Source organism: Pseudomonas sp. SMN5 (assembly GCF_052041925.1).
In the GTDB taxonomy this organism is placed as follows: Bacteria; Pseudomonadota; Gammaproteobacteria; order Pseudomonadales; family Pseudomonadaceae; genus Aquipseudomonas.
The window spans coordinates 197148-220208 of record NZ_JBKGGX010000007.1; the positions used below are offsets into that span (position 1 = coordinate 197148).

Below are 23061 nucleotides of genomic sequence, written 5' to 3' on the forward strand. Positions count from 1 at the left end.
AGCCATGACAAAGGGATTCATAAGGTTGGGCTGATCAGTCACGGAGCCCCTCCAATGTCCAAACCCATCAAGCTCGACTTTTCCGAGAAATACAACGAGCAGCACGCCCAGAAATACTTCCACAAGCATCGCAGCGGTCTGAGTCGGCGTCTTTCCAATCTACGCGATCAACAACTTGCCCGAAGGGCGTTGGCGATCGCCGGTGACCCTGGCCTGGTGCTGGACCTGCCGTGCGGAGCCGGACGTTTCTGGTCGTTGCTGGCCGAGAAGCCCAACCGAGCGATCATCGGTGCGGACAATTCCGAGGCCATGCTCAAGATCGCAATGACGTCTCAACCGACGGATGTCGTGAAACGGGTACAACCCTTGCACACATCCGCGTTCCAGATTGCACTGCCGGATAACGCCGTCGACAGCATTTTTTGCATGCGCTTGCTGCACCATATCGGTGAATCCGCGCATCGACTGGCGATTCTGAAGGAGTTCGAGCGGGTCAGCCGCGACAGTGTGATCGTTTCCTTGTGGGTCGATGGCAATTTCAAGGCCTGGAAACGCAAGCGTCAGGAACGTATCCGTGGGAAAAAAGACTACCAGAATCGATTTGTGTTACCGGCCGCTACGGTAGAGGAGGAGTTTCGGCAGGCCGGGTTCCGTATTCAGGAACGACTGGATTTTCTACCGCTCTATGCCATGTGGCGAGTTTATGTATTACGCAAGAGGTAACAGCATGGTTGCGCAGGCAGTAGATTCATCGATGGCTCCTCCCAATGACTTCGAACATTTCTGGAGCCAACAGGGGGAGTGGGTGGAAGAACCCAATGTGCGTCGCGGCGGTGAAAGCGGTGTGCAGCGGATCAAGGGCAAGGACGGTGAGCTGCTTTATGCCAAGCGTCAGACTGGACATATCTATCGTAGCTGGCTGCACCCGTTCGGCCGGCCAACCGTGCTGCGCGAGCAGGATGCGTTGCTGGCACTGACGCGACTCAATGTGCGTGTACCCCAGCTGGTTTTTTGCGGCGCTCAACGGGACCCGGTCCACAAATGGCGTGCCTTGCTGGTGACCAAGGCATTGGAAGGCTTTGAAGAGATTCAGCACTGGTATGCCGGGGGTGGGCGCGAGCGCCACGGCGAAGCAGTGCATGAGCAGATTCTACAGACACTGGCCGAGACCCTGGCTCAGATGCATAAAGGCCGTTGGCAGCACGGCTGCATCTACATCAAGCATGTCTTTGTGCGAGTGACCGGCGAAGGAGAGGCGGCCAAGGGCGAAATCGCCTTGCTGGATTTCGAGAAGTGTCGGCAGCGTTTGACGGCTTATAGCGCGGCTTCCCACGACATGAAGCAGTTGCGGCGCCATTCGTCGTTCAGCGACGCTGACTGGGAAAAACTCGTCTATTTTTATGAGGCGGCGTTTGGCAGCGCTATCAAAGGTTTATAGCGATGAAACTAGAAATTGCTAGAGGTTTGTTCCTGATAGGAGCCCTGGCAGTTACGTCTATGGCGGTGGCTGTCTGGGAACAGCCACGCTCGCAGATACTCAGCGCCAGCAGTAACGATGCAAACTGTCCTTTGCCACGCGTGGCAAAGGCCAGCGAGGCGATACGGCCGGACGATGACTTACTGTTGTTCATGTTCAGTCTTTCCCAGGGGATGAGGCCGCAGAGTTGAAAGCGTTGGGTTTGATGAAGTCTGGATAAAGGCCTCGCATGTGCGAGGCCTTTATTTTTGGGCTTTCCATAGGCCGCAAATCTCTTCCCATCCGCTGACCCCTGTGGCGAGGGAGCTTGCTCCCGCTGGACCGCGAAGCGGTCCCATGGATCCAGGGTTGGTAATACTCAACGGCGCCTGCTTCGCAGCCGAGCGGGAGCAAGCTCCCTCGCCACAAAAAGCCTACTTTCGCCCCATCACGCCTTGTCCGGCTTCGCCAGCAGTGTGTACACGCAAGGCAATACGAACAGCGTAAACAAGGTCCCGATCGACATGCCGGTGGCGATCACCGTGCCGATGTCAAAACGGCTGACCGCGCCGGCACCAGTGGCCAGGATGAGCGGCACCATGCCGAACACCATCGCCGCCGTGGTCATCAGCACAGGCCGCAGACGGATCGACGCGGCTTGTTCCACGGCCTCCCTTGGTGTCAGGCCCCGTTCCTTGCGCAACTGGTTGGCGAATTCGACGATCAGGATCCCGTGCTTGCTGATCAGGCCAATCAGCGTCACCAGCCCTACCTGGGTATAGATGTTCATGCTCGACCAGCCAAGGAACAGCGGGATCAACGCGCCGCATATCGACAGCGGCACGGTCACCAGGATCACCAGTGGATCCCGGAAACTCTCGAACTGGGCGGCCAACACCAGGAAGATGATCGCCAGGGCCAGCCCGAAAGTGACCCAGAGCGCGCTGCCCTCCTGGACGAATTGCCGCGAAGCACCAGCGTAGTCGAAGGCGAAACCTGCCGGTGCCTCCTCCCGGGCGATCTGGCGGACCGTGTCGATGGCTTCGCCCATGCTCACGATGGGAAAGCCTGAAATCGTCACCGCATTGAGCTGCTGGAACTGGTTCAGTTGCCGCGGTCGCGCCCGGTCGCTGACCTTGATCAGCGTCGACAGCGGCAGCAGTTCGCCTTGGGTATTTTTCACGTAGTAATTGTTCAGCCAGTCCGGGTTGTCCCGGAAAGGTCGTTCCACCTGGGCAATGACCTTGTAGCTGCGCCCCTCAATAGTGAAGCGGTTGATCTCGGCCTCACCCAGCAATGTTGCCAGGGTGCCGCCCAGATCCTGCATCGAAACCCCCATCTGGGCCGCTTTGGCGCGATCGATGTCGACCACCACCTCGGGCTTGTCGAACGCCAGGTCGATGTCCATGAAGGCGAACTTGCCGGATTCCAGGGCGCGTTTTTTCACCCGTTCGGCGATTTGCAACAGCGTGGCGTAGTCCTTCGGCGAGTTGATGACGAAGGCGAATGGCAGGCCTTCGCCGGTGCCCGGCAACGAAGGCAGGTTGAACCCGAAGATCTGCAAGCCAGGGATTTGCTCGAGCTTGGCCTGGACGTCCGGCAGGATCTCCATCTGGGTGCGGCTGCGCTCGTTCCAGGGCTTGAGCAGGAAACCGCCGATGCCGGACTGCACACCGTTGTAGCCGTTGATCTGGAACGAGGAATAGTACTCGGGGAATTCCTTGAAAATCGTGATGAAGTGATCGGTGTAGGCGTTCAGGTAGTCCAGGTTGGTGGTCTTCGGGGCGTTGGCCATCATGAAGATGATGCCCTGGTCTTCGTCGGGTGCCAGTTCGGATTTGGTAAACATGATCAACACCGGGATCAGCAGCAGTACGATCACGGCAAACACCAGCACCACCGGCCGGGCATTGAGCGTGCCGTGAAGCATGCGCTGGTACCGGCTTTTCAGGCGTTCGAAAACCACGTCCAGCCGATGGGCCAGTCCCGAAGGATTCTCGTCGTGACGCAACAGCATGGCGCACATCATGGGCGACAGGGTCAGGGCGACGATCCCGGAGATCACTACCGCCCCGGCCAGGGTCAGCGCAAACTCCTTGAACAGCGCGCCCGTCAGGCCCTCGAGCAGACCGATCGGCGCGTACACCGCAGCCAGCGTGATGGTCATCGAGACCACCGGCATGGCGATTTCCCGAGCACCTTCTATCGCGGCCTCGAACGGGCTCTTGCCTTCCTCGATGTGCCGGTGGATGTTTTCCACCACCACGATGGCATCGTCCACCACCAGGCCAATGGCAAGCACCATGGCCAGCAGCGTCAGCAGGTTCATCGAGTAACCCATCAACTGCATGAAGAACATCACGCCGATCATCGACAGCGGGATGGTGACCACCGGGATGACCACCGAACGCAGGGCACCAAGGAACAGGAACACCACGACGATCACGATCAGGACGGCTTCGAACAGGGTTTTCACCACCTCGTCGATGGAAGCCTGGATGAACAACGTGGCGTCGTAGGCAATCTCGGCCTTGAGGTTGGTGGGCAGTTGAGCCTCCAGCTCTGGCATGATCTTGCGCACTTCCTTGATCACGTCCAGCGGGTTCGCTCCCGGCGTGGCCTTGATCCCGATGTACACCGAGGGCGTGCCACCGAAGGAACTGATGGTGTCGTAGTTCTCCGCGCCCATTTCCACCCTGGCCACATCCCGCAGCAACACGCGGCTGTCGCCGGCGGTCTTGAGCGGGATCGCCGCGAAAGCCTCGGCGGACTTGAGTTCGGTGTTGGCGTTGATGCTGGTAACCACGTACTCGCCCTTCACCTCACCGGCGGCGGAAAGGAAGTTGTGCTGGCGCACGGCATTGGTCACGTCGGCGGCGGTCAGGCCGAAACCGGCAAGCCTGACCGGGTCCAGCCACAAGCGCATGGCGAACACCTGGTTGCCGAGGATTTCCGCTTCAGCCATGCCCGGCAAGGTCGCCAATTTCGGCTGGACCACGCGTGACAGATAGTCGGTGATCTGCGGGTTGTTCAGTTCCTTGCTGAAAAAGCTGATGTACATCAGCGCCGAGGCGTCGGCGGCCTCGCGGCTGAGCACCGGGTCTTCGGCGTCCTGGGGCAGCTGGTTCTTGACCTCGTTGGCCTTGGCCAGCAATTCGGTGAAGAGCCGGTCGCTGTTGGAGCCGATCCGCGCGTAGACCGAGATCACCGAGAAATTCTGCCGACTGACCGAGGTCATGTAGTCGATGCCTTCGGCGCTGGCCAGGCTCTGCTGCATTGGCTGGGTGATGTAGCCCTGAATGGTTTCGGCGTTTGCCCCGGGGTAGGCGGTGGTGACCGTGATCAGGGCGTTTTCCATTTGCGGGTATTGGCGCAGCGGCAGCTTGCTCCAGGCCTGGAAGCCCAGCAGTACGATCAACAGGCTGACCACGGTGGCAAGCACCGGGCGGCGGATGAACGGATCGGTAAAGGCCATGGGGGTTCCTTGATCAGTCCGCGCGCGGCGGGCTGTTCTGTTCGGTCAGGGTCTTGTCGTCGCTGATGGCGATGGGCGTACCGTTGTCGAGTTTGATCTGGCCGGCGATCACCACCTGTTCACCGCTCTGCACGCCCTTGGATACCAGGACCTGGCCGTCACGGCGCTCGCCGGTCTCGACAAAACGCCGTTCGGCGATCAACAGCGGCTGGCCCTTGTCGTCCTTCTCGACGCTGCCATCGGCGGCTTTCTTCTGCGTGACCACGTACATCGAGTTGCCGTACAAGGTGTAGGTCACGGCACTTTCCGGCACGACGATTCCGGCGGCGACGTCCGGCAGGATCACCTGCAGGTCGGCGAACATCCCGGGCAACAGTTTGCCGTCGGGGTTGGCCAGGGTGGCGCGCACCAACACGTTCCGGGTGCTGTCCTCGACCTTGGGGTTGATCGCGCTGATCGAGCCGACGAAGGTCTGGCCGGGGTAGGCCGACACGTTGACGTTGACCGACTGGGCAACGGCCAGCCTGGGCACCGTTTGCTCCGGCACGTAGAAATCCACGTACAGGCTGCTGAGGTCTTGGAGGGTGGCGATCACGCTGCCACTGGCCAGGTAGTCGCCGACATCCACCCGGCGGATGCCGATGGTGCCATTGAACGGCGCGACGATATGTTTCTTGGCCAGGGAGGCCTTGAGCTGGTTGACGGTGGCCTGGTTCTTTTTCAACTGCGCTGAGAGCCGGTCGAACTCACCCTTGGAGATCGCCTGGCTGCCCACCAGCTGCCGGCCACGGTTGAAGTCCAGCTGCGAAAGGCCAAGGTCGGCCTCGGCGGTCTCCAGCAGGGCGCTTTCGACGTCGCTGTCCAGTTGCAGGAGCGGCTGGCCGGTTTTGACCTTCTGCCCGGACTGGAACAGTACCTTCTGCACGGTCCCGGCAATTTCCAGGCTGAGGTCCACGCCCTGCAGCGCCTTGAGACTGCCCACGGTGGGCAGGCGTGCCTGCCAGGGCTGCTCGGTGGCCTTGGCCACGGCGACGCTGACCGGTGGTTTCGGTACGGAAAACATCTGGATCTGCTGATAGACGGTAAAGGCCTTGTAGCCAGCCAGCAACAGCACCACCAGCAAGACAACACCCAACATGATCAGCATGCGGCGTCGCAGCATGTTCCACTTCCTTGGAAAAAAGCCGAGATAAAAGACAGTCAGGCGGGCACCTTACTCCGAGTGCGCCGGCGATTCAAAACGATGTTTGACGCTAATGTGTAAGGTTATTTTTTTTACGCGCTGTGCCCGCCCGTCACACCAGATGCAAATGGTTGTCCCAGAGCCCCGCGGGCAGATCCAGCGGTTTGGCGACCCATTGTGACTGGCGGCAATCGTAATAACGGCAGCGTCCCTGGCCCGATGTCACGACGAAGCCATCGGCCACCGCACCGACACCGGCGCAGTCCGGCAAGGGCGCATCCAGACGCGCCTCGCCGGTGTCCAGGTCCCAGATGAAAAAGCGGTTGCCGCGCGGTGCGGTCAGGGCTACCAGGCGCAGATCGCGGTGCACGGCGACGCTGGCGGTGTAGTGCCCCATCGCCTGCAGTTGTTGTTCGGGTACCGGGAACGCCTGGAATGGCTGGCCGGGGCGCTTGATCGCCACCAGTTGCGAAGATTCGTGGGCGTCGCCCATGAACTGCTGACCCGTGACGATGGTGCCGTCGCCGGCGATGCCCATGTGGCGCACGCTGTTCATCGACTGGGCAAGGGTTTCCTTGCTCAACAGGGTGCCGTCGCGCTGCATCAAAACCAGGCTCGGTTCCATGGCATCGAGGTTCATTTCGACCCGGCTCTCGGCCTCGGTACGGATGCCCCCGTTGGCCACCACCAGAGTCTCACCGTCCGGCATCCACGACACCTGGTGCGGACCGATCCCATGGGTAGGAATCTCGCCACTGTGCACGAGTCGCTGGCCCTCGAATCGGTAAACGCCCAGCAGGCCGCGTCCCGGATCGGTGGTGTCGTTTTCGGTGGCGTACAGCCATTCGCCGCTTTTGTGGATCACCGCGTGGCCGTAGAAGTGTCGGTTCGGCAACGAGGTGATGGTTTGCAGCAGGGTGCCGTCGCGCAGGTCGATCAGATAGCTTTCGGTACCTGGGCGTCGTGTGACGAACAGCGCAATCGGCTGTGTCGGGTGATTGATGATGTCGTGGCAGCGTTGGCCGACCCGGGTGGCAAACACCCGGCTGCCGTCCAACCGATAACCCACGGCGTAGTGCTTGCCGTCGCTATCGTCCCGCGCCGAGAGCAGCAGCGGACTCTTGTCCTTTTGCTTGAACAGCGTCCAGCCGCCCAGGGTAACGGCGCCGAGCAGTAAGCTGCCCAGTGCCAGGGCCTGACGTCGAAACATGATCAGTCACCGTCGTTGGCGTTGAAGCCCAGTTGAATGCCCAGCGCCTTGGCCAGTTCGCCTTCGTGCAGGCGGTGGACGACGTTGAGGCTGTCATACAAATCGTTGAGTTGCTGGCGTCCGGCGTCATCGTTGAGCATCTCGGTCAGCGGGCGCTGGGTGCTGGCGAACAGTTTCAGCGACGCATCGTAGGCCGCATCGATCTTGTCGGCCAGTGGCTTTTGCTCGCTTGGCAGCAGGCCGCGCAGGCCCTTGTTGTCGACACCGGCCCAGACGGTCCGAGCGGCGCTCAGGCTGGCCGCAAGGCCCTGCAACGACGACTGGCTGCGCCAGGCATCGGCCTGGAACGGCTGGGGTACGCCCTTGGTCTGGCGGCCCATCGGAGTGCCGAGCTTTTTCTTCAGCGTGTCAAGGGCGGTGACCTGGACGCGTAGGAGGTCGGCGATGGCTTCGTGGGAATCAGCGTAGCGCTGGTTCGGAAACTTGCTCATCTGCGCAAGCATGCCGTCGTTGGTGTTCCAGCGCGACAGGATCTCTTCGGCCAGTTGTTTCTGGCGCTCTCCGATGGCCACCAGCAGTGGGCAGTACTTGGCTTTCTGTGCACTGTCGGCCATGTCGATTTTCGCGTCGAACAGCAGGTACTCATAAGCCGACAGGCCCTGGACCACGACGCTGGACTTGGCCAGGCCGGCGGCGTCGATCTGCGGCTCGCTGTTGACCAGTTGCTCGACCTGGCGGCCTACGAGGTTCTTCTTGTCCGGCCAGAACTGGACCTGCCAGGCGCGGTTACCCTCGGCCAACGGTCCGATCAGCAGCGGCTGCAACTCGGCCCAGGCTTTTTGTGCCTTGAGGAAGTCAGCGCGGGCGGTCTCCAGGTTTTCCTTGCCTTGGCAGAACGCCAGGGCGCTGGTCGCCAACTGTCGGTCGGCCTCGACCCAGCGGCTGTAGGTCGGCAGGATTACTTGCTTGGCGATGGCCGCCGAGGTAACCGCCTGCGGATCCTGCGGCGAGCAGGCACCGAGGGCGAGGGCGGCGAGGCTGGTAAACAACAACTTGGGACGGAACATGTCGGGCTCCCGTGTTTCGGAAAAGACGTTTAAAGGGAATTCAGGAAGGCCAGCAACGCGGCGCGCTGCTCGGCATTGAATGCTAAAACCTGGCGCTGCGCCGCTTGTGCTTCGCCGCCATGCCAGAGCACGGCTTCGAGCAGGTTGCGGGCGCGACCGTCATGCAAAAACTGGGTGTGACCGTTTACGGTTTCTGTCAGGCCGACGCCCCACAGTGGTGGGGTGCGCCAGTCCCGGCCCCCGGCTTTGAATTCGCTGCGGTTGTCGGCCAGGCCTTCGCCCATGTCGTGCAACAACAGGTCGGTGTAGGGGCGGATCACCTGGTTCGCCAGCTCCGGTTCGGCGGCGTTGGCGGAGGTGGTGTATTTGGGGGTGTGGCAGGACTGGCAGCCGGCCTGGAAAAACAGGTTCTTGCCTGCCAGCACCTGGGGCGAGCTGACGTCGCGACGGGCCGGTACCGCCAGGTTGCGGCTGTAAAACAGCACCAGTCGCAGGATGTTGTCGCTGACTTCCGGTTCGCCGTCCGGGCCACTGCCGCTGGGCGCACGCTTGCAATCGACCTGAGTCTCGGTGCAATCGTCGAATGGCCGCAGGCTCGTGGTCAGGCCCATGTCACCGGAGAAGGCATGGACGTTCTGTTGATTGAGGTTGGGCTGCCCGGCCTTCCAGCCGAAACGCCCCAGCACGGTTTTCTGCTGGGCATCGTCCCAGACCTGGTTGGGGCGGCCGGCGATGCCGTTCTTGTCGCGCGCCTGGGCCTGGGCATTTGCCAGGATGGCTTCGTCGGGGATGGCTTCGAGCAGCCCCAGGCCGATCATCGGCGGTGCGACGCGGGCGGAAAAGCGTGTGTCCGGGTGCATCGGGCCGTAAGCCAATTGGGTGATCTGCAGGCTCGGTTTGCGCAGTTCCACGACCGTGCCGTCCGTAAAGCGCACCGGAACCGGTGTGTAATCGACCCGCACCTTGCCCTCGGGCGCGACGCCGGGCACCGACATGTCCTGCAATTGGCCGCCGTACACCGGCTCCGGGACGACTCCCTGCTGCTCGATGAGCCTGACGTAGGGCGGCGCGTCGGGGATCGACAGGCGCACCAGCATCGACACTGCGGAGCTGGCGTCCGGCGCGGGAGGGTGTCCGCGCCCATCCTTGATGTGGCAGTTCTGGCAGGCGTTGGTGTTGAACAAGGGGCCGAGGCCGTCTCGGGCCGTGGTGGTCGAAGGCGCGATCACCCAAGGGCTGCGAAAGAAACTGTTGCCGACGCTGAAGTCCACGCGCCGCGAGGGCGGCAGGTTGGCCGAAGGCAGGGAAAAAGCGTTCTGATCGCTCTTGCGCACGGTAGCCGCGCCCCCGGACCGGGCTTCACCGGGTTCGGCCTGGGTAAACCGCGGGGCGTCATCGCAAGCACTCAGGCCCAAGGCCATGAACAGTGCACATAAGCGAAGAGGCAGCGACGGCATCGGCGATCCTGGAAGACGAGTGAAACGGGGGCGCAAAGTCTAACAGGGCGCAACGCTTTAAATAAGAGCAATTATCGTTTGGTTGGGCGGCAAATGCCCTGTTCATTCGAGCATCTTGCCCAGGAACCAACTGCCAGCCGGTCCGGTGGGTGCCGTTTCGACAGGATTAGGGCTGCACGACCGCTCCCGGTACCAACGGCAGTTCCAGGCTGGCGATGAATCCGCCGCCAGGGTGGTTGTCCAGCACCAGTGCGCCCCCGTGCCGTTCAGCGGCGCGGCGCGCGATTGCCAGGCCCAGACCGTGGCCGGCGGCGGTCTGGCCGGGGGCGCGGTAGAACGGTTCGCCCAACTGGCCCAGGTGCTCGGCTTCCACTCCCGGACCGTGGTCGCGCACGCTGACCACCAGCTTTTCGCCCTGGCGGATCGCACGCATCTCGATCGCCCGCCCGTCGGGGCTGAAACGCTGGGCATTGCGCAGCAGGTTGTCCACGGCGCGCTCGATCATGGTCGGCCAGCCCTTGAGGGTCAGGTTCAGTTCAGCCTCCAATTGCACGCTTTGTTCAGGTGACGCCAACTGCGCATCTTTTTGCAGGGCGATCAGCAACGCGTTGAGGTCCACCTCTTCGGCGCTGGCGTTGTCGGCATCGACCCGGGCCAGGACCAGGATTTCACTGATCAGGGCTTCCAGGCGATCACATTCGCGGGTCAGGCGCGGCCAGAGCTTTTCCCGTTCTTCGGGGCTGGCCCGCTCGGCCAGTGCCAGGGCGATGCGCAGCCGGGCCAGGGGCGAGCGCAGTTCGTGGGATACATCCCGTAGCAGTTGCCTTTGACTGGCGATCAGGCTTTGCAAGCGTGCGCCCATACGGTTGAAGTCGGTAGCCAGCACGCCGAACTCGTCCCGACGGTTGGCCAGCTTGGCGAGGCTGTTCTGCTGGTAGGTGGCCTGGCCGAGGTCATGCACCGCGCCGCGCAGGCGACTCAGTGGGCGGGTGATGGAGAACGTCACCAGCAAGCTGAACAGGGTCAGCACCACCAGCGCGATGCCCAGGGCGCTGAGGGGCCAGAGCAGGCTTTCGCGATGCCAGGCGTCCAGTTCGGGGTGCGGGATGCGGTAGATGAACAGGTAGGTGTCGCCGGTCTTGGCGCTGGTGAATTCGTCGGTCAGCCGTCGCCACGGCAGTCGCCGATCATCGTTGTTCTGCCGAGCCTCGAACGCGGCGGCGCGACGTGGGAAAGTGCCACGCACCACCGGGTCGCCGCTTTCGTTGAGCACTTGGACGTCGATGTGATACTGGCGCTTGCGCTGTTGCAGGATGTCCTGGGCCGCGTCTTCGCCCTGGCTTTCGTAGGTCTGCGTCCACTCTTCGGCCAGGGTATTGAGCCCCGGGTGGCGGCTGAGGATCCAGGCGTCCTGGTTCAGCATGTGCCCCATGAGAATCGACAGCCCCGCAACCAGGGCGATGGCCAGCCAGAAACTGGCCAGGATGCGCCAGAACAATGAACGCACGGTAAATCCTCGAAAACACAGAAAGCCCAACGGGCTGATACCCCGTCAGCCACGCGAAGTAAAGTCGAACAGCAATCCCGTGGCGAGGGAGCTTGCTCCCGCTCGGTTGCGTAGCGACCGTAAAATCCTGGGGCCGCTTCGCGGCCCAGCGGGAGCAAGCTCCCTCGCCACGGTTGGTATGTTTCCAGTGCTTCGTTAACCGAAGCGCATTATTGCGCTTTTTGCGGTTGTTGCGCTTTCCAGGCCTTGAATTCGGCCCACTCGGCGCGACGCTCGGCCTGTTTTTTCTGAATCGCGTCGAATTCTTTCTGCTGCTCAGGTTTGAGCAGGCCACGGATCTGGGCGTCGACTTTCTCGTGTCGGGCTTTCATCTCATCCTGCATGGCCTTCTGGTCAGCCGGCGACAATTTGGCCAGGTATTTTTCTACCAGTTCCTGACGTTCGTGGCGCTGTTCGCCCATGATCCGGCGGATCTGCTGACGCTGCTCGTGGGTCAGGTCCAGTTGGCTGTACGGGCCTCTGTCATGCATCTGGCCGCCATGACGCGGGCCATCCATCGGCCCCATCGGGCCCGCGCCTTCAGGCATGGCCATGGCGACGGTAGGCAGGGCGGCAGCGAACATCAGAGCGGTAAGGGTCTTGCGCATGGTGTATCTCCTTGTCTCGTTCCCGGTCAGTTCCGGATGTGTGCAGATTACAAAGATCAAGGTCAGCGGCGGTCAGGGGGGCGTAAAGCTTGGGTAAAGAGGTTTTGTCGGGAGGCTGACAAAACCCTGGGATGGATCGTGGGCACCTGTGGCGAGGGAGCTTGCTCCCGCTGGGCCGCGAAGCGGACCCTGGGATTTGCGGCTTATCCGGGGAGGGCTTTGCCCTCCAGCGGGAGCAAGCTCCCTCGCCACAGAGGGTTAACCATATCCCTGGGCCAAACAGGGGGATCGGCTCAGAGGCTGTAGTAATAGCCCCGGCTGCGCAGAGCCACGATGCGGGGCCGGCCATCGGGATGGGGGCCGATCTTCTTGCGCAGGTTACTCACGTGCATGTCCAGGCTGCGGTCGTACAGGGTGAGCTTGCGACCCAGGGCGATCTGCGCCAACTCTTGCTTGTCCAGCGGCTCGCCCGGTTGCTTGAGCAACGCTTCGAGCAGGCGGCTTTCGGAAACGGTCAGGGTCTGTTCCTGTTCGTCGATGTTGACCACGCCACGAACCGGGCTGAAGGTCAGGTCTCCCAGTTCGATCTGGCTGGACACCGCCGTTGGATGACTGCGGCGCAATACGGCGCGCAGGCGGGCGGTCAGTTCACGCGGGTCGCAGGGTTTGGCCAGGTAATCGTCGGCCCCCAGTTCAAGGCCCAGGATGCGGTCCAGCGGCTCGCCCCGGGCCGAAAGCATCAGCACCGGCAGTTCGGGGTGATCGTTGCGCAACTGTTTGAGCAGTTCCAGGCCGCTGCCGTCAGGCAACATTACATCCAGCACGACCGCCGCCGGGGCGGCTTCGGCCAGCGCCTTGCGGGCGCTCTGGCCATCGTGACAGGCACGGACCTGAAAACCTTCCTGGCCCAGCCAGCTCACCAGTAGCTCACACAGCTCCTGGTCATCATCAATCAGTAACAGCTCGCTCATGACTCACTCAATTTAGCCATTGCCGACGTTGTCTACGTCCACCGCTGGCAAAGATACCGCAGAGCAGGGCCAATAGCGCTACCCCGGCACCAATGACGAACCATTGCTGTTGATCGGTCAACAAGCGCGGCAGCGGGCTGGCCTGGGCTTCCTTGAGCTGTAACTTCAGGCGCTGATTCTCCTGGCGCAAGCGGGCCAGCAAGGCGCTCTCGCGCTCGTTGTCGGCATTCTGCAGTTGCTTGGTCAGCTCTTCGCGCTGGTGCTCGCTGTCTTTCAAGCGCTGCTGCAGTTCGGCGATCTGGCTGCCGGCACTCAGGGACAAAGGGGCCGAGTGAACGGCCTCGGTGTTTTCTTCGCCATGGGCGGGTGCCCCGATCACTAACGAGACCCATAACAGGCACAACGGACCTTTGCGCATTGCCACTCCTGAATTTCAGTCGAGATTAGACAGATTAGACAGGTTGTCGGCAGGCAAACGAGAACAATGAGCAATTGAGCGCAATGAGCCGCACAGGCCCATTGCGCGGGAGGGGGTTACGGCAGGACTTGCTTGAACGGCTTGACCACGACATTGGCATAGACGCCCGCCGCGACGAACGGATCGGCTTCGGCCCAGGCCTGGGCGGCAGTCAGGGACTCGAATTCGGCGACGATCAGGCTGCCGCTGAAACCGGCGGCGCCTGGGTCATTGCTGTCTACCGCCGGATGGGGGCCTGCCAGCACGATGCGGCCTTCGGCCTTGAGCTGTTGCAGGCGTTCCAGGTGCTCGGGGCGCGCGGCCAGGCGTTTTTCCAGGGAGTTGGCGACGTCGGTGGCAATGATTGCGTAGAGCATGTCAGTCCTCGGTTTTTGGCGTAGTGGTGTCGACATCATGTAGATGACGGGACAGGTAGATGCCCTGGCCGATCAGGAACAACAGCGTCATGCCCAGGCTGCCGAAGACTTTGAAGTCGACCCAGTAATCCTGGAAGGTGAACGCGACAAACAGGTTGGCGGCGCCGCACAACAGGAAGAAGGCGATCCAGGCGATGTTCAGCCGGGTCCAGATCACCTCCGGCAGGCTCAGGGCGTGGCCCATGATGCGCTTGATCAACAGGCGGTCACCGATGAAGTGGCTGCCGATGAAGGCCAGGGCGAACAGCCAGTTCACCACCGGCGCCTTCCATTTGAGAAAGGTTTCGCTGTGGAAGGCCAGGGTCAGGCTGCCGAACACCAGGCAGGCGATGAGGGTCAGCCACTGGCTCTTTTCCAGCTTGCGCTGGGAAATGAACAGCGCGCCGTAGACCACCAGGGAACTGATGATCAGCACCGCGGTGGCGCTGTAGATACCACCTACAGTCAAGGAGTGGCCGGCGATGTCGACGGCCCGGGGATCAAGTTTGTAGACGATGAAAAACAGCAGGAGCGGGATGAAATCGATGAATTGTTTCACAGTGGCAGCCAGGAGCAGGATGTGGCGGCATAATAACAAACATCCTTGGCCGCGATAGGGCCAGCTGATTTGAGGTAACAAACTCTCGTGAATGTTGATTTGCACTGCCACAGCACGGCCTCCGACGGCGCCCTGGCGCCGGCAATTGTGGTGGCGCGGGCGTTCGAGCACGGCGTGCGAGTCCTGGCCCTGACCGACCACGATACCCTTGAGGGCCTGGACGAGGCCCGCAGCGCTGCCGAGGCCCTGGGGATGCAATTGGTCAACGGGGTCGAGCTGTCCTGTACCTGGGGCGGGGCAACTATTCATGTGCTGGGCTATGGTTTTGATGTGCATGCGCCCTCGCTGGTCCAGGCCATTGCGCAGTTGCGCGACGGCCGCTGGCTACGCGCCGAAGAAATCAGCCGCAAACTGGCGCTCAAGGGCATGCCCGGTGCGTTGGAAGGGGCCAGGCAGATCCAGCAGGAGCTGGGCGACAGCGGCAACGCCCCGGCGCGGCCGCACTTCGCCGACTGGATGGTGCGCGAGGGCTTCGTCAAGGACCGCGCCGAGGCGTTTCGCAAATGGCTGGGCGCCGGCAAGCTGGGGGACGTCAAGCAGCACTGGCCGACGCTGGAAGAAACCGTCGAGACGCTGAGGGCCGCCGGGGCCTGGGTCAGCCTGGCGCATCCCTGGCACTACGATTTCACCCGCAGCAAACGTCGCCGCCTGGTTGCCGACTATATTCAAGCAGGGGGCCATGCAATCGAGGTGGTCAACGGCCATCAGCCGGCCGAGCAGGTCGGCAGCCTGGCGATTCTGGCCCGTGAGTTCGGCCTGCTGGTGACCGCCGGCAGTGATTTCCATGGCCCTGGGGGCTGGTCCGAGATTGGCGAATATCGCCCGTTGCCGGAAGATCTGCCACCACTGTGGTGTAGATTCAAACATGATCCCGTTACCGCCGCCGTCTGAACAGGTAGAACACGTGAGTCAATTTTTCCAGATTCATCCGGAAAACCCGCAAGCGCGCCTGATCAAGCAGGCCGTGGAAATCATCCGTAGTGGCGGTGTGGTGGTCTATCCCACCGACTCCGCTTACGCGATCGGTTGCCAGATTGGTGACAAAAATGCCGTTGAGCGGGTCCGTCGCTTGCGTCAGCTGGACGACAAGCACAACTTTGCGCTGATCTGCAGCGACCTGTCGCAGTTGGGGCTGTTCGCCAAGATCGACACCGGCACCTTCCGCTTGCTCAAGGCCCACCTGCCGGGTCCATACACTTTTATTCTCAACGCCACGCGGGAAGTGCCGCGGCTGTTGCTGCACCCGAAAAAGCGCACCATCGGCCTGCGGGTGCCGAGCCATCCCATCGCCCTGGCGCTGCTGGCGGAGCTGGGCGAACCGCTGATGAGCGTGACGCTGATCATGCCTGGCGACACCGAGCCGATGACCGACCCCTACGAGATTCGCCAACTGCTGGAGCATCAGGTCGAGCTGATCATTGACGGTGGTTTCGGCGGCATGAAGGCTTCCACCGTGATCAACCTGGCCGACGGCGAGCCGCAGGTGGTGCGGGTAGGCTGCGGTGATCCGGCTCCATTCATGGCCGAGGCCTGAATGTCCGCCGTGGAAGCCGCAGTGGAAAATGCCGATCCCCAGGCCGGCGCGCAACAGGAGCTGCCGTTCGCCATGGTCTATGGCCAGGCGGTCATGGAAATGCCCCTGGACCTGTACATTCCGCCGGATGCGCTGGAAGTATTCCTTGAAGCCTTCGAGGGGCCTCTTGACCTGTTGCTGTACCTGATCCGCAAACAGAACATCGACATCCTCGACATCCCGGTGGCGGAAATCACCCGCCAGTACATGGGCTATGTCGAGCTGATGCAGTCGGTGCGCCTGGAACTGGCGGCCGAGTACCTGGTGATGGCGGCCATGCTCGCCGAGATCAAGTCGCGGATGTTGCTCCCGCGTTCGGCGACGGTCGAGGAAGAAGAGGAAGACCCGCGGGCCGAGCTGATCCGCCGCTTGCAAGAGTACGAGCGGTTCAAGGGCGCTGCCGAAGGCATCGACGGCCTGAGCCGGGTCGGACGCGACGTGGTGGTGCCCAAGCTCGATGCCCCCGAGGCGCGGGCGCGCAAATTGCTGCCGGACGTGAGCCTGGAAGAACTGCTGGTCTCCATGGCCGAGGTGTTGCGCCGCGGCGATATGTTCGAAAGTCATCAGGTCAGCCGCGAAGCGCTGTCCACCCGCGAGCGCATGAGCGATGTGCTGGAACGACTCAAGGGCGGCGGATTCGTGCCGTTCGTCGAACTGTTCACTGCCGAGGAAGGTCGGTTGGGGGTGGTGGTGACGTTCATGGCGATCCTGGAATTGGTCAAGGAATCCTTGGTCGAGCTGGTGCAGAATGAGCCGTTCGCAGCGATCCACGTGCGGGCACGAGCCGAATAACGAGCAAATCAATGAATCTGACTGAACCCCGCGAGCTGGCGCCTTTGCTTGAAGCTTTCCTGTTGGCGTCGGGAAAGCCGCAATCGATGGACCGACTGTTCGAACTCTTCGAAGAAGGTGAGCGGCCTGAGCCGGCCGTGTTCAAGAAAGCCCTGGCGCTGCTGGGCAAGTCCTGCGAGGGCCGGGCTTTCGAACTCAAGGAAGTCGCCTCGGGCTATCGTTTGCAGATACGCGAAAAGTTCGCCCCTTGGGTCGGTCGCCTGTGGGAAGAGCGGCCGCAACGCTATTCCCGGGCGATGCTCGAAACCCTGGCGCTGATTGCCTATCGCCAGCCGATCACCCGTGGCGAGATCGAGGACGTGCGCGGCGTGGCGGTCAACAGCCAAATCGTCAAGACCTTGCTGGAGCGTGAGTGGATCCGTGTCGTGGGCTATCGCGACGTGCCGGGCAAGCCGGCGATGTTCGCCACCACCAAGGCGTTTCTCGATCACTTCAACCTCAAGAACCTGGACGACCTGCCGCCACTGGCCGAGCTACGAGAGCTGGAACCCGAGCCGATGCTCGAATTCGATGATGCGCCGATGCCCCAGGGCTTGCAGGAGCTGGCCGACGCCAGCGCCGAGCCGGAGGAGCCCAAGGAGGAAACCAGTTTCCATTCGTTGTTGCTGGAACTGGATAACATGGAGCAAGGCCTCAAGACCGATTTTGACGACTTGCTGCGCGAGGGGCCGGGGTCGGAAGGCGAGGGGGATGCTTTGCCTGGGCCTGATCGGGAAGTTGAGCTTCAAGCCGAGCCTGAACCTGAGCTGGAAGAGGACATTCTCGGCGTGGCCGAAGCCCGGGAAAAATTGCTCGCCGCTGTAGCTGCCCTCGAACCCCACGAGCCCGAGCCTGAGCTAAGTGACGAAGAAGTCGAAGCTCGTGCCCTGGCCGAAGCGATTGAGAACGAACGGCGCCAGTTCGAAGATTGACCCGACACACCCTTGCCCCCTTGTGGGAGCGTGCCTGCTCGCGATGACGGTGGCACAGACAACATCACCGCCGACAGGCCCACCGCTATCGCGAGCAGGCTCGCTCCCACAATTTAGAGATGCCGATCGGCGGAAAACGCGCTGCGCGCTCATCGATCAGCTAGTCTCTGATGCGCAAACGCCGCAACGGGCGTATGATTCGCGACCCTTTGGCGATCCCTTCGCCACAGACCTGTTTCCAACGTGTCAGGCCACGCCTGACCCGATCACACCGGGAGGTGCCCAGAATGAAAGACCTAGACCAGAACGACAGCCAGGAAATCGGCCCAGCTGGCGAGAAGCTGCAAAAAGTCCTCGCCCGTATCGGCGTCGGTTCGCGCCGTGATGTGGAGACCTGGATCACCCAGGGCCGCATCAAGGTCAACGGCAAAGAAGCCACCTTGGGCCTGCGCGTCGACCTGCACGACGCCATCACCATTGATGGCAAGGTGATCAAGCGCGAAGAGGCCGCCGAAACGGTGCGCCGCGTGATCATGTACAACAAGCCCGACGGCGAAATCTGCACCCGTGACGATCCGGAAGGCCGTCCGACCGTGTTCGACAAGATGCCGCGTCCCAAAGAAGGCCGCTGGATCAATATCGGTCGCCTCGACATCAACACCACCGGTCTGTTGATGTTCACCACCGACGGTGAGCTGGCCAACCGCTTGATGCACCCCTCCTACGAAATGGACCGCGAATACGCCGTACGTGTGCGTGGCGAAGTCGACGACGAGATGATCGAGCGCTTGAAGACCGGTGTCGTGCTGGAAGACGGCCCGGCGCGTTTCACCGACATCCAGCAGGCGCCCGGTGGCGAAGGCTTCAACCATTGGTACCACTGCGTGGTGATGGAGGGTCGTAACCGTGAAGTGCGGCGTCTGTGGGAATCCCAAGGCCTGGTGGTCAGCCGCCTGAAACGCGTACGTTTCGGCCCGGTGTTCCTCAACTCCGACTTGCCGATGGGTCGCTGGCGCGAAATGAGCCAGCAGGAAGTCGACATCCTGGCGGCCGAAGTGGGTCTCAAACCAGTGGCGATGCCGCAGATGACCGCCAAGAGCAAGGACAAGCTGGAGCGGATGCAGCGTAAGTCCTCGCGTCCGATGGGCAAGACCGAGCGTGTGCGTACGCTGCGTCCGGCTGCTGAAGGTGCACCAACTGCTGCGCGTCCATCCCGCGAACCGCAGCTCGAAGGCGAGCGCCCGGCGCGCAAGCCAGCGCCGCGTCAGGACGGTGAGCGTGGCCCACGCACACCGCGCCCGGCCAATGGTCGTACCGAGCGTGGTGAAGGTCGCAGTGCTCCGGCAGGTCGTGGCACCCCGGTCGCCGAGCGTCCGGCCGACACCAAGCGCCCGGCCAAACCGGCGCCGAAGAAGCGCCCGGGGATCTCCTTGGTGGATCGCGACGCCCCGTCGGGCAAGCGCCGTGGCGCGCCGGCAGGTTCCGGCCAGCGTCCGGGGTTTGGACGGCGTAAGCCGGAGTGAGGCAGCTGTGAGTTTTTAGCTGCAAACGGCAAGAAAAAACGGCAACCGCGAGGTTGCCGTTTTTGTGTCTGGCGCTATTGATATGGTGCCGGTACGGCCGTCTTCGCGAGCAAGCCCGCTCCCACATTTGATCTTCAGTGAATAAGGGATTTGTGTCGGAGCCGCTTCATCGTGGGAGCGGGCTTGCTCGCGAAGAGGCCAGCAGCTCCACACCACGACCCAGAGGCTGCCCGCGCTTCCTTGTTGCTTGAAGCTCGCCGCTTGCAGCTGCTCCTAAAGCACAAACCGCCCGTCAAACACCGGCTCGTTATCCAGCGCCAACACCCCACTCTCGAAAATCAGGTCCAGGTGATGACTGCCCTTGGCGCCACCACCGAGCCCCAGGTGCAGGCCGCAGTGGCGCTCTTCGAAACCGGCGTTGCGTGCATACAGGCTCTTGACCCCTTCGTTGGTGCCAATCCCCAGTTCCTCGATACGTCGGTTGGATGGGTTGGCATCCAGGTACTTATTGAAATCGTGTTCCAGGCCTGGCACGTCGGTGGCGATCTTCTGGATGGTGGAGTCTTCTATCCACAGCTCCAGCGGCGATTGCAGCACGCCATATTTGCGCGCGAAGGGGATGGTACTCAGGAACGTCCCGACGAATCTGACCCGGCCATTGATCGTGTCGCTGTGGGTCGCGATCTCACCCGGCGCCAAGTCATAGTTACCGACGCCATTGATATCGGTCCATTTTTTCACGCTGCCGAGGCCGGTATCGAAATACGAGCCATGATCATCCTGGAAACTCAAGGTCGTCGCTTGGGACATTCGTTGGATCAGGTGGCTGTTGAGACCCGCGATGCGCTGGGGAATCACGCTGAAGGTATCGTAGAAATAGTCGCCGTAGTCCTTGAACAGCAGCGATTTTTTCCAGTTGTCCGCCATCACCCCTTGCAGCGCTCGGACAAAGTCCGGACCGTCTGGGCGCGGGTTGGGCAAGGTGGAAGAATCGTAGAAGAAAATATACAGATCGCTGTCGGCAATCGCCCGGGACAGGCGCTCCGTGGATTCAAGGTCCAGGCGCATGGCGCTGAACCGGAAGGGCGAGCCGCTGCCTGCCTGTTCGGCAATGGCTCCAATCAGCGCTTCGTACTCGGCGGTATGGCCGAGCAACACCTTGGCGGGCTGGATGCCGGCCAGGGCGGGATGGTGTTCGAGGTAGTAAAGGAAATGTGAGATGGCTCGTTGTGTGTCCATGCTTATTCTTCCCTGACGAATGATTCAGCTTCCCTGACAGCGGACAATAGTGGCGGAGTCGACCGGCCGGACCGCCTCCGCCGGATTATGCCTACAGAGGCCACATCGCCGTGCCGAACGGAACGACGGCGTCGGCCTGCATCATTTCAACGGCGGCTTCATGGGTCGGCGCTTCGAACCATTCGTCCAGTTGCAGTTCGGTTTCCAAGTCTTTGTCCAGTGCTTGCATAGTGAATCTCCTAGATGACTTTTGCGGAAAAAAGCGGGTCGATGCAGCGAGTGAAAACTGGCCGCAAACGGCCCCGCAAAACTTGTCGGCACAATGCCTTGGCAAGTCGGTGAAAACCTAGTCGAGGGATTTTTGAAATGCAAAAAATAATTTTATTTTTTTTATTTGAACTTTTTATTCCATTTTCAGGGGATAAATTATCCATTCAAAAACAGCTGGCTATGAAGTTTTTTCATTAGGTAGCTGGCTACCGTCAATTTGTAGTCGTCCTACAGAACATTCCTACATGGAAAACCTACGTTACGGGTTGTAAAGGATTCCTGACGAATCTTGCTTGTCGGGCCGGTGGGTTTCGGTTTCTGAAAGTTGTGTAAGAAAAAGCTGCCGAGCAAGTGGATTTGATGAGTTTTTTGCTACATCCCAGCGCTTGTTTCAAAACGCCGGGGAGGGTCAGATGCCCGTCAGACCTGAAATGTAAGGGGCGACGCTGATCCGGTGGTGTCTGGCAGCAGCAGGGCAGCGGTGTACAATGCGCCGCGTTTTACTGTGACCCTTCGCGTACCCACGCATTTTCAAGGTTATCCGCCTTGTTCACTCCGCCACGCCACGAGCGTGTCGGGTTCGATTTCGTCACAGATAAAAACAAATAGGTGACGCATGACCGTTGTAGACAATACGCACTCAGGCGAGCTGAAGCGCGGCCTGAAAAATCGCCACATTCAACTGATCGCCCTCGGCGGCGCGATCGGCACCGGCCTGTTTCTTGGCTCGGCGGGAGTTCTGAAGTCCGCCGGGCCGTCGATGATTCTCGGCTACGCCATCTGCGGCTTCATCGCCTTCATGATCATGCGCCAACTGGGCGAAATGATCGTCGAAGAGCCGGTAGCCGGCTCCTTCAGTCATTTTGCTCATAAGTACTGGGGCGGTTTCGCCGGCTTCCTGTCGGGCTGGAACTGCTGGATTCTGTACATCCTGGTGGGCATGTCCGAGCTGACGGCGGTGGGCAAGTACATCCACTACTGGGCGCCGGACATCCCGAGCTGGGTCTCGGCGGCGGCATTTTTCATCCTGATCAACGCGATCAACCTGGCTAACGTCAAAGTCTTCGGCGAGGCCGAGTTCTGGTTCGCGATCATCAAGGTGGTGGCGATTGTCGGCATGATTGCCCTGGGCAGCTACCTGCTGGTCAGCGGTCACGGTGGTCCGCAGGCATCGGTGAGCAACCTGTGGTCCCATGGCGGATTCTTCCCCAACGGCGTAAGTGGGCTGGTGATGGCCATGGCGATCATCATGTTCTCGTTCGGTGGCCTGGAGATGCTCGGCTTCACCGCCGCCGAGGCCGACAAACCGAAAACCGTAATCCCCAAGGCCATCAACCAGGTGATCTACCGGATCCTGATTTTCTACATCGGTGCCCTGGTGGTGCTGTTGTCCCTGACTCCTTGGGATAACTTGCTGACCACGCTCAATGCCTCCGGCGACGCCTACAGCGGCAGCCCCTTCGTGCAGGTGTTCTCGATGCTGGGCAGCGACACCGCGGCGCACATCCTCAACTTCGTGGTGCTGACCGCCGCGTTGTCGGTGTACAACAGCGGCACCTACTGTAACAGCCGTATGCTGTTGGGCATGGCCGAGCAGGGCGATGCGCCTAAGGCGCTGGCCAGGATCGACAAGCGCGGCGTGCCGGTGCGTTCGATCCTCGCCTCGGCCGCGGTGACGCTGGTCGCGGTGCTATTGAACTACCTGATCCCGCAACATGCGTTGGAGCTGCTGATGTCGCTGGTGGTCGCGACTTTGGTGATCAACTGGGCGATGATCAGCTATTCGCACATCAAATTCCGCCAGCACATGAACCAGACCCGCCAGGTGTCGCTGTTCAAGGCACTGTGGTATCCGTACGGCAACTACATCTGCCTGGCGTTCGTGGTGTTCATTCTCGGCGTGATGCTGCTGATCCCAGGCATCCAGGTTTCGGTCTATGCGATTCCGGTGTGGCTGGTGTTCATGTGGGTGTGCTACCAGATCAAGAACAAGCGCAGCGCCCAGCATGGATTGACCGTGGCGGCTGCCAAGTAGGCGTCCTTGAAATACCGCAAACCCGGCCGAGTGTCGGGTTTGTTTTTTCTGACTCATCCTCTGTGGGAGCGAGCCTGCTCGCGATGGCGTCGGGTCAGAGGCTTCAATGGTGACTGGCACACCCCAATCGCGAGCAGGCTCGCTCCCACAGGGGTCAAGCGTTGCCTGTGGGATTCGGGGTATTCTGTGGGGC

Annotated in this window: 22 protein-coding genes; 9 read left to right on the plus strand and 13 right to left on the minus strand. The window is 61.4% G+C overall.

What is annotated here, in order from left to right:
• The first annotated feature begins 54 nt into the window (after positions 1-54).
• The 3 genes from ACLEJR_RS09695 to ACLEJR_RS09705 are packed head-to-tail and all read left to right on the plus strand — an operon-like array spanning position 55 to position 1668.
• Complete coding sequence (locus tag ACLEJR_RS09695; RefSeq protein ID WP_440813540.1) at positions 55-723, plus strand: class I SAM-dependent methyltransferase; 669 nt, start codon at positions 55-57, stop codon at positions 721-723.
• A gap of 4 nt (positions 724-727) precedes the next feature.
• A complete protein-coding gene (locus tag ACLEJR_RS09700) occupies positions 728-1438 on the plus strand; it encodes a lipopolysaccharide kinase InaA family protein (protein WP_440813543.1) in 711 nt (236 codons plus the stop codon).
• A 2-nt stretch (positions 1439-1440) separates the two neighbouring features.
• Entirely contained in the window at positions 1441-1668 is a 228-nt protein-coding gene (locus ACLEJR_RS09705) for a hypothetical protein (RefSeq protein WP_440813545.1), read from the plus strand.
• A gap of 236 nt (positions 1669-1904) precedes the next feature.
• Here ACLEJR_RS09705 and ACLEJR_RS09710 read toward each other — a convergent pair whose 3' ends face one another.
• From ACLEJR_RS09710 to ACLEJR_RS09760, 11 genes are all read right to left on the minus strand, one after another.
• Positions 1905-4931, minus strand: coding sequence for a multidrug efflux RND transporter permease subunit (locus ACLEJR_RS09710; protein ID WP_440795062.1), 3027 nt, complete (start codon positions 4929-4931; stop codon positions 1905-1907).
• Positions 4932-4944: 13 nt separating this feature from the next.
• Positions 4945-6093, minus strand: a complete 1149-nt coding sequence (locus ACLEJR_RS09715; protein ID WP_440813548.1) for an efflux RND transporter periplasmic adaptor subunit — start codon at positions 6091-6093, stop codon at positions 4945-4947.
• Positions 6094-6226: 133 nt separating this feature from the next.
• Positions 6227-7324, minus strand: a complete 1098-nt coding sequence (locus ACLEJR_RS09720) for a DUF1513 domain-containing protein (RefSeq protein WP_440813550.1) — start codon at positions 7322-7324, stop codon at positions 6227-6229.
• Between the two features lie 2 nt (positions 7325-7326).
• Complete coding sequence (locus tag ACLEJR_RS09725) at positions 7327-8391, minus strand: imelysin family protein (RefSeq protein WP_440795056.1); 1065 nt, start codon at positions 8389-8391, stop codon at positions 7327-7329.
• Between the two features lie 29 nt (positions 8392-8420).
• Positions 8421-9848: a di-heme oxidoreductase family protein gene (locus tag ACLEJR_RS09730; protein WP_440813553.1), complete on the minus strand. Its 1428-nt coding sequence runs from the start codon at positions 9846-9848 to the stop codon at positions 8421-8423.
• A gap of 166 nt (positions 9849-10014) precedes the next feature.
• Positions 10015-11355 (minus strand): sensor histidine kinase, encoded by a 1341-nt coding sequence (locus tag ACLEJR_RS09735; protein ID WP_440813556.1) that lies wholly within the window; start codon positions 11353-11355, stop codon positions 10015-10017.
• A 209-nt stretch (positions 11356-11564) separates the two neighbouring features.
• Positions 11565-12002, minus strand: a complete 438-nt coding sequence (locus tag ACLEJR_RS09740) for a Spy/CpxP family protein refolding chaperone (RefSeq protein WP_440813557.1) — start codon at positions 12000-12002, stop codon at positions 11565-11567.
• A gap of 293 nt (positions 12003-12295) precedes the next feature.
• Complete coding sequence (locus ACLEJR_RS09745) at positions 12296-12973, minus strand: response regulator transcription factor (protein ID WP_440795049.1); 678 nt, start codon at positions 12971-12973, stop codon at positions 12296-12298.
• 7 nt (positions 12974-12980) lie between these two features.
• The gene (locus tag ACLEJR_RS09750) at positions 12981-13391 is read right to left on the minus strand and encodes a translation initiation factor 2 (RefSeq protein ID WP_440795048.1); all 411 of its coding nucleotides are present in this window, start codon (positions 13389-13391) and stop codon (positions 12981-12983) included.
• A 116-nt stretch (positions 13392-13507) separates the two neighbouring features.
• Positions 13508-13807, minus strand: a complete 300-nt coding sequence (locus ACLEJR_RS09755; protein ID WP_440795046.1) for a YciI family protein — start codon at positions 13805-13807, stop codon at positions 13508-13510.
• Position 13808: 1 nt separating this feature from the next.
• Entirely contained in the window at positions 13809-14405 is a 597-nt protein-coding gene (locus ACLEJR_RS09760; protein WP_440813559.1) for a septation protein A, read from the minus strand.
• 87 nt (positions 14406-14492) lie between these two features.
• Between ACLEJR_RS09760 and ACLEJR_RS09765 the strand changes: the two genes are divergently transcribed.
• The 5 genes from ACLEJR_RS09765 to rluB all read left to right on the plus strand — a co-directional run bounded on the left by ACLEJR_RS09765 (position 14493) and on the right by rluB (position 19324).
• Entirely contained in the window at positions 14493-15356 is an 864-nt protein-coding gene (locus tag ACLEJR_RS09765) for a PHP domain-containing protein (RefSeq protein WP_440813561.1), read from the plus strand.
• A gap of 13 nt (positions 15357-15369) precedes the next feature.
• Positions 15370-15999, plus strand: a complete 630-nt coding sequence (locus ACLEJR_RS09770) for an L-threonylcarbamoyladenylate synthase (RefSeq protein ID WP_245140006.1) — start codon at positions 15370-15372, stop codon at positions 15997-15999.
• A gap of 132 nt (positions 16000-16131) precedes the next feature.
• A complete protein-coding gene (locus tag ACLEJR_RS09775; RefSeq protein WP_440813611.1) occupies positions 16132-16830 on the plus strand; it encodes a segregation and condensation protein A in 699 nt (232 codons plus the stop codon).
• Between the two features lie 11 nt (positions 16831-16841).
• Positions 16842-17801 (plus strand): SMC-Scp complex subunit ScpB, encoded by a 960-nt coding sequence (scpB, locus tag ACLEJR_RS09780; RefSeq protein WP_440813563.1) that lies wholly within the window; start codon positions 16842-16844, stop codon positions 17799-17801.
• 287 nt (positions 17802-18088) lie between these two features.
• Complete coding sequence (gene rluB / locus ACLEJR_RS09785) at positions 18089-19324, plus strand: 23S rRNA pseudouridine(2605) synthase RluB (protein ID WP_440795038.1); 1236 nt, start codon at positions 18089-18091, stop codon at positions 19322-19324.
• 273 nt (positions 19325-19597) lie between these two features.
• On the opposite strand, the gene ACLEJR_RS09790 is transcribed toward rluB, so the two are convergent.
• Both ACLEJR_RS09790 and ACLEJR_RS09795 read right to left on the minus strand, forming a co-directional pair.
• Complete coding sequence (locus ACLEJR_RS09790) at positions 19598-20563, minus strand: leucyl aminopeptidase (protein ID WP_440795036.1); 966 nt, start codon at positions 20561-20563, stop codon at positions 19598-19600.
• Positions 20564-20654: 91 nt separating this feature from the next.
• The gene (locus ACLEJR_RS09795) at positions 20655-20792 is read right to left on the minus strand and encodes a hypothetical protein (protein WP_003178782.1); all 138 of its coding nucleotides are present in this window, start codon (positions 20790-20792) and stop codon (positions 20655-20657) included.
• A gap of 657 nt (positions 20793-21449) precedes the next feature.
• Between ACLEJR_RS09795 and ACLEJR_RS09800 the strand changes: the two genes are divergently transcribed.
• Positions 21450-22868 carry an amino acid permease gene (locus tag ACLEJR_RS09800; protein WP_440813564.1) on the plus strand — a complete coding sequence of 473 codons (1419 nt, stop codon included), beginning with the start codon at positions 21450-21452 and terminating at the stop codon, positions 22866-22868.
• The last annotated feature ends 193 nt before the right edge of the window (positions 22869-23061 follow it).